Below are 15,825 nucleotides of genomic sequence, written 5' to 3'. Positions count from 1 at the left end.
ATCTTGCCCGAAAGCGGCAATGCCGCTACAACAGAAATCGAACAAAGGGACAGGCTTCCCCCAGTCAAACTGCATCCGGCCTAGATACAGATACGTCCGCTTTTTTTAGGCCTATAACCATCAAAGGAATTTCTTATGTCAGTAACATTGGATCAAGCCCGTATTATCACTGAAGCCAGCCTTGTCAAGGGGCGTGAACTTGGCCTCAAGCCAATTAGCGTGATTGTTCTGGACCCGCGCACATCGCTTGTTGCCTGTTCATCAGAAGATGGGGTCAGCCAGATGCGCTGGCGCATCGCTCACGGCAAGGCCAATGCCGCAATCAAGATTGGCATGGGCACACGCGCATTGATGGCGCGCGCCGAACAGCAAGCCTATTTCATTCAAGCGATGAACGGCCTTGCCGATGGTGATTTTGTGCCGGTACCAGGCGGCGTTCTAATTCGTGATGCTGATGGCAAACTGCTTGGTGCCGTTGGCATTTCTGGCGACACATCGGATAATGACGAAGCCGCCGCGCTTGCCGGTATTGCGGCAGCTGGTCTGGTTGCCGAAACTGGCTAGGCCACGGGCTTTATTGCCGCGCACTTGTACTATCTATATGGCCGCGATTTAGGTCAGCTTTGAAAGGCTGCGCCAAACTCGTCACGAAGAATATTTTTCTGCACCTTGCCCATCGTATTGCGCGGCAATGCATCGACCAAGATCAATTTGCGGGGCTGCTTAAAGCGTGCCAATGTCTTACCGAGCGAGGCTTCAATGGCCTCAAGATCAACCGGCTGGCTGCCATCAGCAACCAGAATGCCGATGACGCTCTCGCCAAAATCAGGGTGCGGTGCCCCAATCACTGCGCTTTCCAGAATGCCCGGCTGTTCATCAAGGATAAGCTCAATTTCCTTTGGGTAGATGTTATAACCACCTGAAATAATCAGATCCTTGTTCCGGCCAACAATCTGCAAATAGCCAAATTCATCAATGCGACCTAAATCGCCAGTGATAAAGAACCCGTCCTCACGCAATTCTTCGCGCGTTTTTTCTGGCATATTCCAATAGCCGACAAACACATTAGGCCCGCGCACTTCAATCTGACCAATTTCCCCATCAGCCAAGGTTTCGCCGGTATCTGGATTGGTGATTTTCATATCGACACCGGGGAGCGCCATACCGACTGTGCCCGCACGCCGCGCGCCATCATAGGGGTTCGATGTGTTCATATTGGTTTCGGTCATGCCATAGCGTTCAAGGATACGGTGCCCGGTACGGCTTTCAAACTGGATATGGGTTTCCGCCAGTAATGGCGCACTTCCCGAAATAAACAGGCGCATATGACCCGTCAGATCAGGCGTCAACCGTGGATCATCAAGCAACCTTGTATAGAAGGTTGGGACGCCCATCATCGAGGTCGCCTTTGGCAAAGCGTCAATCACCATATCAGCAGAAAACTTTGGCAGGAAAATCATGCTTGCCTTCGCCAGCAGGATAATATTGGTCGCAACAAATAGGCCATGCGTGTGAAAAATTGGCAGCGCATGCAGCAGCACATCATGCTCGTCAAACCGCCATTCACCGATCAGCGTTTCGGCATTGGACAACAGGTTATTCTGCGTCAACATCGCGCCTTTTGAGCGGCCGGTTGTACCGGATGTGTAAAGAAAGGCCGCCAGATCATCGGCACCACGCGGCACAGTCGCAAAAGTTTCGCTGGCGGTCGCCGCACGCTCGGTAAAGCTGCCACTGCCGTCGGCGTTCAAACGCTCCAGTGCAGCGCCATGTTCACGCGCCACCAGCTCCAGATCAAAATTCTGATCAGCAACAACCAGCTTGGCCCCTGAATCACCAACAAAATAGGACACTTCAGCAGGTGTGTAAGCTGTATTCAACGGCAGGAAAATCACCCCCGACTGGACACAAGCTGCATAGAGCGCCAGCGCCTCGGCAGATTTTTCAACCTGCGCGGCAAGCCGATCACCAACCTCAAGCCCGATCGCTTCGATTACATTCGCAAAACGCGCCGTCTGACGCAGGAAACTGTCATAGGATTGCTGCGCGCCATCAGCAAAAATTAAAAATGGCTTTTCTTCACCCTGATGGCACCCAAACAGACGGTCATACAGCAAATTCGACATAAAAAATTCCTACAAAAATATCAAACCAAACCGCTAGGCGGCTGGATCGGCGATTTCAATTTCAGCCGCTAAAGCCTTTACCGGTTTTTCTGCGATCACGGTTTGTTGATTGGCGAAAGCTTCATGATTTTCGCTGATCCGGGACAGATCATACCGATAATTTACCATGACACCACAAGATTGCGCTATGCCATTTTTCGACTTGTCAGCATTTGCGTGAACCGCCCCAATAAGCGCGCCATTATTCAGATGAAAGCGCGCCACCGGATCACGAGGCTGGCCGTTATGATGTTTGGCATTCAACAGATAATACGCCGCCTGCTGCCGATGAGTTTCAGCCGTGGCATCGGCGTCAAACTGGCCAGATTCACGAAGCCATTTCACCAATCCCGGGATCGGCGACAAGGTCACAAAATTGCGAATCTGCGGCAGCTCGCGAAGCAGATGTTGAACCACTGTCTTAATCAATGAATTGCCAAAGGAAATGCCAGCAAGGCCAGCCTGACAGTTCGAGATTGAATAAAAGGTCGCCGTGTCGGCTTTTTCAGCCGGTATCACGTCGCGATTTTCAAGCAGGATCGTCTGGATCGAGTTCGGTGTTCCTTTGGTCAGGGCAACCTCGACAAAAATCAGCGGTTCATCAGGCATTGCCGGATGGAAAAAAGCAAAACAACGCCGATCTTCGGGCTGTAACCGGCGACGTAAATCATCCCAGTTTTCAATTTCATGGACCGATTCATAAGTGATGATTTTTTCCAGAATATCCGCCGGGCTTGACCAGCTTATGGGCCGCAGCACCAGAAAACCCCGATTAAACCATGAGGCAAACAGATGTTTGAAATCGACATTCAATTTGCCCAGATGCGGGTGTTCGGGAAGAAACCGGATCAAATCTTCGCGCATTTTCACCAGTTTTGCGGTGGCGTCATGCGTCTGATTTAACCGCCGGATCAATTGCAATCTTGCCGGCTCAACCGTTGCAATCATATCCTCATAGCTTTTTGCTGATGGGGTAGTCTGATAGGCTTTAATCGCGGCAATCGCCATATCGGTTGGCACATCCATATCGTTTGCCAAAAGTGAAAACCACGCCAGTTTATCAGCGTCATCAAGGGCGGCATATCGATCAAGGATAAGCTGCGCCAGTGACATGCCTGATACGTCACCGCGGCTCGATAATAACGCCTGGCACAATACATCAATGGGCTGATTATCATCCTTTGCACGACTAACCAGACCAAGTTTGCGGTCAAATAGGCTGGACAGGATATCAGCAAAAAAATTCACGCAACTAGTCCTTTAATTCAAATTGGAAGACAGCCGTTTCAAGACAATCAAATTCAGCCTTTTGGGCATTTTTTAACCTAAAAATCCCGCCTGTTTCAATATAGGTCAACCAACGCAGCATCACAAGGTAACGCGGCATCAGGGCAAATGCGTCGCTTTCGATCATTGATAATCAAACTTTGTTTAGCGGGCGCGTCAAAAACCTCAGCCCGCTGCCGCCAGAGCCGCCTTAAGATCGGCAATCAAATCAATCTTATCCTCCAGCCCAACCGACAGCCTGACATGGCTTGGCGTTATATTCAGGCTGGCGCGATCTTCATCACTTAGATTAGCGTGCGTCGTGGTAAAGGGGTGACAGGCCAGCGATTTTGAATCGCCAAGATTATTCGAGATATCGATCAGTTGCAGGCCATTTAAAAAGCGGAAGGCCGTTCCCTGATCCCCGTCAATTTCAAACGCCAGCATATTGCCAAAGCCACTCATCTGACGTTTGGCAAGGTCATGCTGTGGATGGCTTTCATGCCCGGGGTAACGGATCGATTTTACCTTTTGATGCGCATGTAAAAACGCCGCCACATGATGCGCATTTTCAGTTTGTGCCGCCACCCGCAGCGGCAATGTTTCCAGTGATTTTAACATCACCCAAGCGTTAAAGGCGCTGATTGCTGCACCGGTCTGACGGTAAAAAGGCAAAAACACATCTTCGACAAAGCTGGCCTTGCCAAGAACCGCGCCACCCAGCAATCGACCCTGACCGTCAATATGTTTCGTTGTCGAATAAATAACGATGTCAGCGCCAAGCTCCAGCGGCTTTTGATAAAGCGGCGAGGCAAACACATTATCGACCACAACAACCGCCCCCGCCTTATGCGCAAGCGCGCTTACCGCGGCAATATCAACAAGTTCGAGAACCGGATTTGATGGGCTTTCCAGAAACACCAGCTTGGCCGGCGTTTTTAATGCGGCTTGCCATGCGGAAAGATCAGTTCCGTCGACAAGCTCGGTCTTGACCCCCCATTTTGGCAGGATTTTCGTAACAATGGCATGACAGGCACCAAACAGGGCGCGGCTGGCAACAATACGGTCGCCGCTTTCCAGCTGGCAGGCAAGCGCCCCAAATACAGCCGCCATACCGGTGCCCGTGGCGCGGCACGCCTCAGCACCTTCAAGCAACGCCAGACGCTGCTCGAACATCTTGACAGTCGGGTTGCCATAACGCGAATAGACAAATGTATCAATCTCATCACGAAACGCCGCCGCCGCCTGCTCGGCCGAATCATAAACAAAACCAGACGTCATATATAACGCTTCTGAGGTTTCGCGATTTTCTGACCGGTGCTGACCGCCACGCACTAGCTTTGTGGCTATTTGATAATCCTTTTCAGTCACGGCTGCTGTTCCTGTTCGCTGCATCCTGGCCGTTTGCCACATCTGGCAAAATAACCGCCTGACCGACAATCCGGCTGCCATTATCCATGACCATTACCGGATTACCATATAAAACATAACCCTCAGCAAGCACATCCGAAACGCGCTGACAAAAGGCGGCATCATCGACGCCGCTCAAAAAGCGATATGATTTTTGCATTTTGATTTTCCCAAAACCATCCAGAAGGCCTTGCGGTAACCGGCTAGCCTATTCAGTTGGTTTAATCGGATGGATGACGAAGGTCAATCACGCGGTGCGTGCTTGCTTAAGATACGTTGCAATGTGCGGCGGTGCATTCGAAGACGGCGTGCCGTCTCGGATACGTTGCGCCCGCATTGCTCATAGACCCGCTGAATATGCTCCCAGCGAACCCGATCAGCACTCATCGGGTCTTGGGGTGGTGGCGGCATTTCATCGCCTGATTGCATAAGCGCGGCGTTAATCTGATCAGGATCAGCAGGTTTTGGCAGATAATCCAATGCGCCCGCCTTTACCGCGGCCACGGCGGTGGCGATATTGCCAAAGCCGGTCAACATAACGATGCGGCAATCGGCGCGTTTTTTGCGTAATTCTTGAACCAGTGTCAGGCCGGTACCGTCTTCTAGCTTCATATCAAGAATGGCAAAGGCAGGCGGCGTTTTGCGCACCATCTCAACACCTTCTTGAACTGTGCCAGCATCCATCACCTCAAAACCGCGGACTTCCATCGCGCGGCGCAACCGGCCACGAAGCGGTGCATCATCGTCAAGAATCAATAGTGTTTTATCTGTCACAACCATCTCCACCTTGTGAAAACCTCTATCAATGAAACGGCCCGGTTCCTGCCCAGCCAACCTTATAAAAATGTGACGATCACTGCCCTCATTAGAGGCCTTTATAACGGTGCCTTTATTACAAGACCGACCGCGGCACACTCACTTCAACCATGCTGCCGCCGCCGATCGCATTTCCAAACTTTACCGACCCGCCAATCGACTCGATTAAGCTACGCGCGATAAATAGACCCAAGCCGCGATGCCCGCCTTTACCCCGGCGGCTACTATTCCAAGGCTGCCCCGCCTGCGCCAAAATTGAGGCTGAAAACCCCGGGCCGTCATCACCGATTTTGATCCCGATATCATCGGCGCTCCACTCTATATGGATATTGACCTCGTGAACTGCAAATTGTTTGGCATTTTGCAGTAGATTTTCTAGCGCATGGATCCATTCAGGACGTTGCGTTACCGTCGGAATTTCAACATCGCTGGTACCGCTATGGGTGATTACAAAATTAATTGAGTCACTGCCAAGCCGCTGATAAATCACTTCTTCTAAAATCAACGTCACCGGAACTGGCGGCTCTTCGGCGATGGCGCGGCGCCCCTGAACCACGTCAAGCTCGCTTAGAATCACCCGGCAGCGTTCAATTTCGGCACGCAGCAGCTGGATATCCTCATAAATCGGATCATCAGGGGATATATCGCGGGCAAGCTCATGACCAATGACGGTAATGGTGTTCAATGGAGATCCAAGCTTATGCGCCGCCGCCGTTGCCAGCGAGCCAAGCGCCCGCACTTGCTGCTCTTCGGCGATGGCAAATCTTGCCTCGGTCAACGCCGCCGACAACCGGCGCGCATTTGATGCAACCCACCATGTATAGCCGCCCAGAAAACAGCTGGACAAAATCAGCGCCATCCAGACCCCGACCAAGTAATAGGGCGGCAGTTGAACATCCTGCCGCCAGTCAAGCGGGTGGCTGAAAATTACCAGAAAACTAACCGAAGCTGCGACCAAACCGATCAGCATCAAGGTTGATTTACGCCGCAATACCGCCGCCGACACCACCACTGGCGCCAAAATCATCACCGAAAACGGATTGAGCAATCCGCCGGTGAGGTAAAGCAGGCCGGCCAGCTGGACAACGTCAAAGCCAAGCGTCAACGAGTTCTGTTCGTGGTTTTGACGGCTTTGTGGCGGCTGCATGATCTGCCAGAGATTGACCGCAACCGACAGGCTAATCACGACCAAAGCTGGCAATAACGGTAGATCCAGCCCCAAAAACAAATAGGTGAACAACAGCGCTGCCGCCTGTCCGATAATCGCCACCCAGCGGATGGTCAAAATCACCCGGACGTCAATCGGATTGCTCATACCGGCATCGGCGCCTGAATATAACTGCCGGAGCGGCATTATCTGTCCTTTATGTTGGCTTTGCCCCCCTGGAGTCAGCCAATTTTATAGCGATTTAAACGTCGAGATTAGCGACACGAAGTGCATTCTCCTGAATGAAGTTACGGCGTTCTTCAACCGCCTCGCCCATCAGCGTTGAAAACGCGTTATCGGCTTCATCTTCCTGATCAATGGTCACCTGCAACAAAATCCGCTGTTCAGGATCAAGCGTCGTTTCCCATAGCTGGCTCGGGTTCATTTCCCCAAGGCCCTTATAGCGCGAGATTTGCGCACCTTTCCGCCCAGTCTGGAAAATCAGCTGTGATAATTCAGTTGGGCCGTTTATAGTGATTTGCTGATTGGCGATCCGCAATATAGCAGCTTTGCCATAAATTGTTTGCAGATGGGTTGCTGCCTCATCAAGGCGGCGTGCCTCGCCAGTTGTAACAATCCGGCGGTCAATGACATGGCGTTCGGTAATACCGCGAAGCCGGCGTTGCACGACAAGCGCCGGACCATTTTCTGTGTCCTCAACGGCACCAGACCAGCCCTTCTCAAGACTGTCAGCCTTCGCCTCAAGACGTTTTGCAAGATATTCAGCAGCCTCGACATTACCCAACATTTCAGGATTTATTAGGCCCGCAATCGCCGCCTGTTCAATCACATCACGGCTGCCCAAATGACGGCCAACAGTTTCAATAAGGCGGCTTGTCGCGACGGCTAAATTTGCCGCATCGGCAAGGTCGGGCCCTGCCATCTGGCTGCCATCTGGAATTGTCAAAACAGCATCTTTCAAACCGGCTTCCATCAGATAGATATCCAAATCGCGCTGGTCTTTCAGATACACTTCAGACTGCCCACGTTTGGCGCGAAACAGCGGCGGCTGCGCAATGTAGAGATAGCCCTTTTCGATCAGCGGGCGCATATGCCGGAAAAAGAACGTCAATAAAAGCGTGCGGATATGGCTGCCGTCGACATCCGCATCAGTCATGATAACGACCTTGTGATAACGGATTTTTTCAACATCCATCTCGGCATTGCCAACCCCCGCACCAATCGCGGTGATCAGCGTGCCAATCTCGGCTGATGACAGCATCTTATCAAGACGCGCACGCTCAACATTGAGGATTTTACCGCGCAGGGGCAAGATCGCCTGATTGGCGCGGTCACGGCCCTGTTTTGCCGAACCACCGGCCGAATCACCCTCAACCAGAAACACTTCAGATTTTGCCGGATCACGTTCTTGGCAATCGGCCAGCTTGCCCGGAAGGCTGGCAATATCCATAATGCCTTTGCGCCGGGTCAGATCGCGCGCCTTCCTTGCAGCTTCACGTGCAGCGGCCGCCTCATAGGCCTTAGAGACGATACGCTTGGCATCAGCGGGATGTTCTTCAAACCATTGGGTCAGGCAATCAGCAACAGCATTTTCGACCACTGGCCGCACTTCGGATGATACTAATTTATCTTTGGTCTGCGACGAGAATTTCGGATCAGGCACTTTAACCGAAACAATTGCGGTCAGGCCTTCGCGCGAATCTTCACCAGTTAGCTGAACCTTTTCCTTTTTTGCAATGCCGCTTTGCTGGGCATAGTTATTCACCACTCGGGTCATTGCCCCGCGGAAACCAGCCAGATGCGCGCCGCCATCACGTTGCGGAATATTATTGGTGAAACATAAGGTGTTTTCATGGAACGAATCTGTCCATGCCAGCGCCAATTCAACAGCGATATCATCGCGGGTACTATTTGCAATAATAGTCGGGTGCAAGGCATTGCGTGACCGGTTCAGATATTCCACAAACGCCGATAGACCGCCATCAAAATAAAATTCAGATACAGCGCCATCAGCATTGCGCTCGTCAGCAAGGCGAATGCGTACACCACTATTCAAAAAGGCCAGTTCGCGCAAACGATGCTCAAGCGTAGTAAAATCAAAATTGATATGGGCAAAAATATCAGTCGATGGCATGAAGGTTACGTGCGTTCCACTTTCACCTGCAGCGTCACCAATAATTTCTAGCGGCCCATCAGCATCACCCATTTTAAAGGTAATCCGGTGCTGTTTTCCATTCCGAAAAATAACCAGCTCCAACCATTCAGACAGGGCGTTAACCACTGAAACGCCAACCCCGTGCAGGCCGCCCGAAACCTTGTAGGAATTATTATCAAACTTGCCGCCAGCGTGCAGCTGGGTCATGATCACCTCGGCTGCCGATACGCCTTCTTCGGCGTGGATGTCAACTGGAATACCGCGACCATTATCGGTAACGGTGACCGAGCCATTGGCATTCAACTTGACGATGACAATATCACAATGACCGGCAAGCGCCTCGTCAATGGCGTTATCCACCACCTCATAAACCATATGATGAAGGCCTGACCCGTCATCGGTATCGCCGATATACATTCCCGGCCGCTTGCGAACCGCATCCAGCCCGCGAAGGACCTTAATCGAATCCGCGCCGTAATTTTCGTCCGCGATCGGGGTTTCATCATCATTCATCATATCACCTCAAAGACTGGTGTGCCGCCAGCACCCTGTGCTGGCAAAATCTTTACAAATTGAGCTGTTTTTCCAAGCTCGTTAAATTGAACGTCATCAGTGCCGCTGTACCAGCATTGGCCACCAAGACATTGCACTGCATCGAACAAGGCGCTGCGTCGCCGTGCATCCAGATGTGCCGCCACATCATCAAACAGCATCACCGGTACCCGCCCAAGCCGCCGATCCTGCAACCGCGCATGAGCCAGAATGACCGCAATCAACATGGCTTTCTGCTGTCCGGTTGAGGCCCGATTTGCGGGCGTCTGACTGGCAAGATGTACCGCCTGAAACTCGCTGCCATGTGGGCCCGGCATTGATAGCTCGCCATTTAATCGCGCCGTGCGCGCAGCCAGCATCAATTGATCCTCCACCGCCAAGGCCGGCATTTCCGACAACCATGTCTCGGTATCACCGCCAAGCAGTAATTCAACACCCGGGAAACCAAACCAGCCGCGTGCCGCCTCTTCGTTCAATGCCTTTATCAGTGATTGCCGCGCCGCCGTTACAGCCACCGCTGTTTCAGCAAGCACCGACTCAAGCGCGGTAAACCACACATCATCACCGCGCTGTTCGGCCAAGAGATGCGCGCGTTGGCGAAGCGCCTTTTCATAGCGTGACATTCGGCCAATATGCGCTGGATCAAATGCAATCACCAACCGGTCAAGAAATCGCCGCCGTGCCGCCGGACTATCCAGAAAAATACCATCCATCTGCGGCGTTAACCATGATACCGCCAAACGGCACCCAAGCTCGGCCTGCGAAACCGTCACGCCCTCAAGACGCATGATCCGGTTGCCCTGTTTCGCCGATTGTGGAACGCCAGTACCGATCTGCACACGGCTATCTTCATTTTCCAGAACCGCTGCCACCGCCCAATCCATCCGGCCAGCATCAGCCACATCACTGCCATCTGCCGCCATATCAATTCCATTGGCCCGGTAGGCAAAATGTTCGGTTCTAGCGCGCCGCATTCCACGCCCGGGCGCAAGCAATGATACCGCCTCAAGAAGGTTAGTTTTGCCAGCACCATTATCGCCAAGGATCACTAGCTGACCGGCATGAATTGCAAGATCAGCTCGGCGATAGTTACGAAAATGATCAAGTTTCAAACGTGATAGCCAGCTGCGTTTTGAGGCATTGGCATTGTCGACCTCAAGGGCGACAACCGGCTTTATCTTTGGCGAAACACTGGTCAAATGTCACTCACACACGCATTGGCATCAAAACAAATAAACTAGATTCGTCACCCGGAGCACGGACAAGGCTTGGCGAGCCCTGATCAGCCAGCGCAAACTCGACCATATCGCTGTTCACCTGACCGGCAATATCCAAGAGATAACGCGCATTAAAACCGATTTCCATTTCGGCGCCATCATATGACACTTCCAGCTCTTCGGTCGCACTTGACGCGTCGGTGTTGCTGGCAGACAGAGTAAGAATTCCCGGCTTTAGCCCCATCTTAACAGATCGTGATTTTTCCGAGGCGATGGTTGATACGCGATCAACAGCGGCGGAAAAAGCACTTACATCCACCTGCATGATGCGGTCATTACCCACCGGAATTACCCGGGTATAGTCAGGGAATGTGCCATCAATCAATTTACTGGTCAGCCGCACAACGCCAAAGCGGAATTCAGCGCGGGTTTCAGACAGACCAACCTCGACATCACCGTCAAAATCATCAAGCAGCTTGCGCAATTCGCTGACCGCCTTGCGGGGAAGGATGATTGACGGCATTTGCGCCGCACCTGACGGCAATGCCTGACGCGTTAACGCAAGACGATGGCCATCAGTTGCCACTGCACATAACTCACCAGATTCGGCTTTATGGAGATAAATGCCGTTCAGATAATAACGGGTTTCTTCGGTCGAGATGGCAAAGCGTGTTGCATCAATCAGATCGCGCATATCGGCTGCGGTCAGGGAAAAATTCACCGGCAATTCATTGCTGCTAATCGCTGGAAAATCCTCAACCGGCAGGGTTGGCAGGCGAAAGCTTGACCGACCCGCACTGACCATCGCATGGCCATCACTGACCGCGATTTCAACTTCGGCACCATCAGGCAGCTTGCGGGCGATATCATATAATAGATGTGCCGACATCGTGGTGGTGCCAGACGTCATCACCGAACAGCCAACTTCAGTGGCAATATCCATGTCCATATCAGTCGCGGTAAATGACAACCCGCCATCTTCAGCGCGAAGCACAACATTCGCCAGAATGGGAATGGTGTTACGCCGTTCAACAACAGATTGCACATGACCCAGGGGCCGCAACAGGCTCATACGATCAATGGTCAGTTTCATCAGCTTTCTCTTTTTTTAGGGCAGTTTTCGTATTGTTACGATGCCGTTAAACGGCCAATCCACGCTATCTACAAAATATAGCATGAGATTAACAAACAAGCATCAAAATATTGGATTTTTACCGATTCGCGGCCCTATGGCCATGGGGCTAAATTCAGCCCTTGAAAATGTTGGTTTCTAACCCGCCAGAATCGATTTTAGCAGCTGGACATCTTCGGCAAGCTGGCCATCACTTTTTGACAGTGAATCGATTGTTTTAACAGCGTGCATAACAGTTGTATGGTCGCGGCCACCAAATTGCCGGCCAATATCGGGATAGGATAATGATGTCAGGTTTTTCGCCAAATACATCGCCACCTGACGCGGCCGCGCAATATCGCGTGACCGGCGCGCCGAAAACATTTCACTAACCCGGACATCATAATGCGCCGCAACGCGCTTTTGAATGGCGTCAACGCTAACCTGACGGCTACTGGCACGCAACAAATCGGCAAGCAGTTCAGCCGCACTCTCAATGGTGATTTCACGGCCAACCAGCATCGCATGGGCCAGAATACGGTTTAACGCACCCTCAAGCTCTCGCACATTGCTTACAATGCGGTGCGCCATGAATTCCAGTACCTTATCAGCAACCTCGACCGATGCCTGTTCCGCCTTTGACTGCAGGATACCGAGCCGCAATTCATAGTCCGCCGGATGGATATCGGCCACCATGCCCCAGCCAAGGCGTGAACGAAGTCTTTCTTCCATGCCCTCAAGGTCAGTTGGCGATTTATCTGCCGAGATGATTACCTGACGGCCGTCTTCAACCAGCGCATTAAAGGTATGGAAAAATTCTTCTTGGGTTGAATCCTTGCCGCTGATGAATTGCACATCGTCAATCATCAACACGTCAACCGAACGGAACTGTTCCTTGAATGACATCGTATCGCGGAACCGCAGCGCACGAACAAAGCGATACATGAATTTTTCAGCTGACAGATACAGCACTTTACGCGCAGGGGATTGCTGGCGGATATGCCATGCAATCGCGTGCATCAAATGGGTTTTTCCAAGACCAACGCCGCCGTAGAGGAACAGGGGATTAAACGCAACTTTTTCGCTTTCGGCGGTGCGGCGAGCAACCGCAAAAGCCAACTCATTCGGCTTGCCAACAACGAAATTAGCAAATGTATAACGCGGATCAAGTCCCGCCATCAAATCGTCACTGCGCTCACGCGGTTGATTTGATGCGGCCGGGGAAACGGGTGCAGCGGCTTGCCTCTGCTCGCTGAGCCGGTGCGGCTGTGCGGTCCGGCCCCTGCCAGCGGCAAGACGCACCTCAATATGCCGGATTGCCGGAGACAGATCACTGAATTCAGCCGCCGAAATTACCCGCAGCCGATCGGCATATTGGCTGCTTACCCGCTCGCGGGCCAAGGTTGACTCGGCCTCCAGCGTTAACGTGCCATCCTCAAGCCGGCTAACACGAAGCGGCTTAATCCAATGGCGCCATGCGGCGTCACCAATGTCGTTGCGCATCCGCTGGTTCACACGTCCCCAACAGGCCTGCACGATGCTGTCATCACTGCGCGGATGATCTGCATCAGCAGCGGATGGGGCTGGCGCTGTTGGCAAACTGGTGGATGGGGTATTTGTCGCGGCGTCGGTATATGCGTGCAGCGTTGTCGTTGTATCAGGGTTATTCGACATATCGCCAGACATCTGCCACGCCTCCAAATGGGTTTAAATTTCATCCCAACTAATGGGCATGGCTGCCGACGAATATTGCGACTAAGACCCCCGGTGATGAAGTTTGAGAATACCGACCTTTCGCCCTGTGTTGCAAGAGAGCAATAAGGGTAAAGAGCAAAATAAACCTCTTAAAATGACGCTTATTTCTATTGACATAAACCTGCACGGAAAACCGCCATTTCAGGGAAAAACCAAACACAATCAAATGCCGAATCGCGTTTAGATAATCCAATATGCCAATTTTTTGCGCTAAGTGTCGTCTACCAGTTTTGGCAACGCTACACCCACAACCATCACATCATCATTTTGAGTCTCAAAAAAACGCAAAAAAGCCCGCTCCCAATTTTTCAGGAGCAGGCTTTTGAATGATGTTTCCGCTTTTTTCAGTGCAGCGCTGGTGATTCGCCCCTAAATACAAGCATGCTTCGCGCATCTAGGCAGCAACATCACGCCGCCGCGGATGAAGCAAAGGCCTAGTAGGCGGCGATTACACCCCTATGCGGCGAGGGCTTTGACCCGGGCTGCAAGGCGTGAAATTTTCCGTGATACGGTATTTTTATGCAGAATACCGCGTGATACTCCGCGCTGCATTTCCGGCTGTGCCTCACGAAGGGCCTCGCGCGCACTATTCGCATCCCCAGATGCAATGGCTGTTTCCACTTTTTTCACAAAAGTACGGATCCGGCTCATGCGGGCACCATTGATCATGGCGCGGTTGGCGTTGCGGATGATCCGCTTTTTGGAAGACTTATGATTTGCCATCGGGTTTTTACGTCCCTGTCGTTCGAAAATACGTAACTGAAGCGGGCTTATAGGCCTATTTTGCCATCATCGTCAAGCGATTTTGCCATCATTCGGATACCGCAGGTTTTAACACCAGCCTTGGCTTCAGCCGCTAATCAACACTTAAAACAGACGCTAGCGCGGTTGCAGCATTAATCGCCAAAGCGGGCCGCGCGCGGTTTCAACCTTGCCAATCACCAGCTTTTCCGCATCACGCGACCAATTTCCGGCACCGCCCGTCCAACCAAGTTGTGCCAAGCTTTTCCCATAGAACGCCATAACCGCATCTTCACTGGCCGCCGATGACGCAAAAATCATCACAATACGCCCATTCGGCGAATCAAAGGCAAAACCCAGCTCAGGTTCAATTTCCCACCCCTGCATGATCGGCACATCACCTGCCCACCGCAGTTGCGGCGCCTCGGCTAACGCTGGCTGGCCGCCAAGCAGTCCGCCGCCAAGCAAGATCAACAAGCAAGCCCTCGCAAGGCCACGATAAATGAGTGTAAAAAGCTTGTGACACGACAGGATCATTTGGATCACCGCTGTTAATTGACTGGAGCTTTACTATAAACCTAGCCTTGGCAGCGAGAACAGTAAAAACTGGATCGGCCCGACTGGATCAGGGTCTTTACCGGTTCAGCACAAACCGGACAGGGCTCTCCCGCCCGCCCATAAACGGCAAGGCGTTGGACAAAATAGCCGATCTCGCCACCCGGCTGCACATGATCGCGAAGCGATGTGCCGCCATCTTCAATCGCGGCGCGCAATACCGAAACAATCGATGCCGCCAGCCGTTCGGCGCGCCGACCAGCAATTGTACTGGCCTTGCGGCGCGGCGAAATCCCCGCATAGAACAGGGCCTCGCTAGCATAGATATTGCCAATGCCGGCAATCAATTGCTGGTTCAAAAGCGCGTTCTTTATCGGGCCGGTCCGGCCCTGAAACACGGCCTTGAGATGGGCCGCAGAAAATTCATTACCCAGCGGCTCTGGGCCCATGCCGCTTAGTAATTTGTGGTTCGGCATTTCCGATTCGGCAAAAAGGTCAATCCAGCCAAACCGGCGCGGATCATTCAATACAACATAAGACGCTAGATCTTGATCATGCGCTGGTGCCATTTCAAGCATAAAATGGTCGTGCTTGCCCAATTGGGGTGGCGATTGGTGAATACGGATTGATCCAGACATGCCAAGATGCAGTAACAACACCTCGGCATTATCAAGCGTCATCAATACATATTTGCCGCGCCGGCTAAGCTGGGTAAAATAGCGTCCGGTCAAACGTTCGGCCAAATTTTCCGGCAGGGGCCAGCGTAAATCCTTGCGGCCAACATAGGCCTGACGCACCATACGGCCCTGCAATGCGGGCACTAGCGCTAGCTTGACAGTTTCAACTTCGGGCAATTCAGGCATTGGATTTGGCTCGTTTCAAAATGAAAATAGAGGGACATTTATCTGGTGATC

At 52.2% G+C, this 15,825-nt stretch carries 15 protein-coding genes; 1 reads left to right on the top strand and 14 read right to left on the bottom strand.

What is annotated here, in order from left to right:
• The first annotated feature begins 135 nt into the window (after nucleotides 1-135).
• Nucleotides 136-564 (top strand): heme-binding protein, encoded by a 429-nt coding sequence (locus tag AB8881_07555; GenBank protein ID XDZ62410.1) that lies wholly within the window; start codon nucleotides 136-138, stop codon nucleotides 562-564.
• A gap of 53 nt (nucleotides 565-617) precedes the next feature.
• Here the strand turns inward: AB8881_07555 and AB8881_07550 are convergent, their stop codons facing one another.
• The 14 genes from AB8881_07550 to mutM all read right to left on the bottom strand — a co-directional run bounded on the left by AB8881_07550 (nucleotide 618) and on the right by mutM (nucleotide 15,774).
• Nucleotides 618-2,126: a malonyl-CoA synthase gene (locus tag AB8881_07550; GenBank protein XDZ62409.1), complete on the bottom strand. Its 1,509-nt coding sequence runs from the start codon at nucleotides 2,124-2,126 to the stop codon at nucleotides 618-620.
• Between the two features lie 33 nt (nucleotides 2,127-2,159).
• Nucleotides 2,160-3,413: a malonyl-CoA decarboxylase gene (locus AB8881_07545; protein XDZ62408.1), complete on the bottom strand. Its 1,254-nt coding sequence runs from the start codon at nucleotides 3,411-3,413 to the stop codon at nucleotides 2,160-2,162.
• 4 nt (nucleotides 3,414-3,417) lie between these two features.
• Nucleotides 3,418-3,579: a hypothetical protein gene (locus tag AB8881_07540; GenBank protein XDZ62407.1), complete on the bottom strand. Its 162-nt coding sequence runs from the start codon at nucleotides 3,577-3,579 to the stop codon at nucleotides 3,418-3,420.
• A gap of 38 nt (nucleotides 3,580-3,617) precedes the next feature.
• Nucleotides 3,618-4,802 carry an O-succinylhomoserine sulfhydrylase gene (gene metZ / locus AB8881_07535; GenBank protein XDZ62406.1) on the bottom strand — a complete coding sequence of 395 codons (1,185 nt, stop codon included), beginning with the start codon at nucleotides 4,800-4,802 and terminating at the stop codon, nucleotides 3,618-3,620.
• Nucleotides 4,795-5,001: a DUF1737 domain-containing protein gene (locus AB8881_07530; protein ID XDZ62405.1), complete on the bottom strand. Its 207-nt coding sequence runs from the start codon at nucleotides 4,999-5,001 to the stop codon at nucleotides 4,795-4,797. Before AB8881_07530 ends, metZ begins: the two co-directional genes overlap by 8 nt.
• 83 nt (nucleotides 5,002-5,084) lie before the next feature.
• A complete protein-coding gene (locus AB8881_07525) occupies nucleotides 5,085-5,615 on the bottom strand; it encodes an ActR/PrrA/RegA family redox response regulator transcription factor (GenBank protein XDZ62404.1) in 531 nt (176 codons plus the stop codon).
• A gap of 118 nt (nucleotides 5,616-5,733) precedes the next feature.
• On the bottom strand, nucleotides 5,734-7,011 hold the full coding sequence (locus AB8881_07520; GenBank protein XDZ62403.1) for an ActS/PrrB/RegB family redox-sensitive histidine kinase: 1,278 nt from the start codon (nucleotides 7,009-7,011) through the stop codon (nucleotides 5,734-5,736).
• A 55-nt stretch (nucleotides 7,012-7,066) separates the two neighbouring features.
• Nucleotides 7,067-9,496, bottom strand: coding sequence for a DNA topoisomerase (ATP-hydrolyzing) subunit B (gene gyrB / locus AB8881_07515; GenBank protein XDZ62402.1), 2,430 nt, complete (start codon nucleotides 9,494-9,496; stop codon nucleotides 7,067-7,069).
• Nucleotides 9,493-10,731 carry a DNA replication/repair protein RecF gene (gene recF, locus AB8881_07510; protein ID XDZ62401.1) on the bottom strand — a complete coding sequence of 413 codons (1,239 nt, stop codon included), beginning with the start codon at nucleotides 10,729-10,731 and terminating at the stop codon, nucleotides 9,493-9,495. The genes gyrB and recF overlap by 4 nt, the downstream gene beginning before the upstream one ends.
• Before the next feature lie 7 nt (nucleotides 10,732-10,738).
• The gene (gene dnaN, locus AB8881_07505) at nucleotides 10,739-11,842 is read right to left on the bottom strand and encodes a DNA polymerase III subunit beta (protein ID XDZ62400.1); all 1,104 of its coding nucleotides are present in this window, start codon (nucleotides 11,840-11,842) and stop codon (nucleotides 10,739-10,741) included.
• Between the two features lie 177 nt (nucleotides 11,843-12,019).
• Nucleotides 12,020-13,546, bottom strand: a complete 1,527-nt coding sequence (gene dnaA, locus AB8881_07500; GenBank protein XDZ62399.1) for a chromosomal replication initiator protein DnaA — start codon at nucleotides 13,544-13,546, stop codon at nucleotides 12,020-12,022.
• Between the two features lie 525 nt (nucleotides 13,547-14,071).
• On the bottom strand, nucleotides 14,072-14,338 hold the full coding sequence (gene rpsT, locus AB8881_07495; protein XDZ62398.1) for a 30S ribosomal protein S20: 267 nt from the start codon (nucleotides 14,336-14,338) through the stop codon (nucleotides 14,072-14,074).
• A gap of 156 nt (nucleotides 14,339-14,494) precedes the next feature.
• Complete coding sequence (locus AB8881_07490; protein ID XDZ62397.1) at nucleotides 14,495-14,893, bottom strand: hypothetical protein; 399 nt, start codon at nucleotides 14,891-14,893, stop codon at nucleotides 14,495-14,497.
• A 41-nt stretch (nucleotides 14,894-14,934) separates the two neighbouring features.
• Nucleotides 14,935-15,774 carry a bifunctional DNA-formamidopyrimidine glycosylase/DNA-(apurinic or apyrimidinic site) lyase gene (gene mutM, locus AB8881_07485; GenBank protein XDZ62396.1) on the bottom strand — a complete coding sequence of 280 codons (840 nt, stop codon included), beginning with the start codon at nucleotides 15,772-15,774 and terminating at the stop codon, nucleotides 14,935-14,937.
• Nucleotides 15,775-15,825 lie beyond the last annotated feature (51 nt).

Source organism: Alphaproteobacteria bacterium LSUCC0396 (genome assembly GCA_041228345.1).
In the GTDB taxonomy this organism is placed as follows: Bacteria; Pseudomonadota; Alphaproteobacteria; order Puniceispirillales; family Puniceispirillaceae; genus UBA3439.
The sequence above is the reverse complement of the archived record's forward strand: the minus strand, read 5'-3'. Positions and strand labels throughout refer to the sequence as shown.

Bases quoted from the DNA above. Each gene is read 5' to 3' on its own strand.
- AB8881_07555 (XDZ62410.1), top strand. From the start codon at position 136: ATGTCAGTAACATTGGATCAAGCCCGTATTATCACTGAAGCCAGCCTT.
- AB8881_07550 (XDZ62409.1), bottom strand. From the start codon at position 2,126: ATGTCGAATTTGCTGTATGACCGTCTGTTTGGGTGCCATCAGGGTGAA.
- AB8881_07540 (XDZ62407.1), bottom strand. From the start codon at position 3,579: ATGATCGAAAGCGACGCATTTGCCCTGATGCCGCGTTACCTTGTGATG.
- AB8881_07530 (XDZ62405.1), bottom strand. From the start codon at position 5,001: ATGCAAAAATCATATCGCTTTTTGAGCGGCGTCGATGATGCCGCCTTT.
- AB8881_07520 (XDZ62403.1), bottom strand. From the start codon at position 7,011: ATGCCGCTCCGGCAGTTATATTCAGGCGCCGATGCCGGTATGAGCAAT.
- gyrB (XDZ62402.1), bottom strand. From the start codon at position 9,496: ATGATGAATGATGATGAAACCCCGATCGCGGACGAAAATTACGGCGCG.
- dnaN (XDZ62400.1), bottom strand. From the start codon at position 11,842: ATGAAACTGACCATTGATCGTATGAGCCTGTTGCGGCCCCTGGGTCAT.
- dnaA (XDZ62399.1), bottom strand. From the start codon at position 13,546: ATGTCTGGCGATATGTCGAATAACCCTGATACAACGACAACGCTGCAC.
- rpsT (XDZ62398.1), bottom strand. From the start codon at position 14,338: ATGGCAAATCATAAGTCTTCCAAAAAGCGGATCATCCGCAACGCCAAC.
- AB8881_07490 (XDZ62397.1), bottom strand. From the start codon at position 14,893: ATGATCCTGTCGTGTCACAAGCTTTTTACACTCATTTATCGTGGCCTT.
- mutM (XDZ62396.1), bottom strand. From the start codon at position 15,774: ATGCCTGAATTGCCCGAAGTTGAAACTGTCAAGCTAGCGCTAGTGCCC.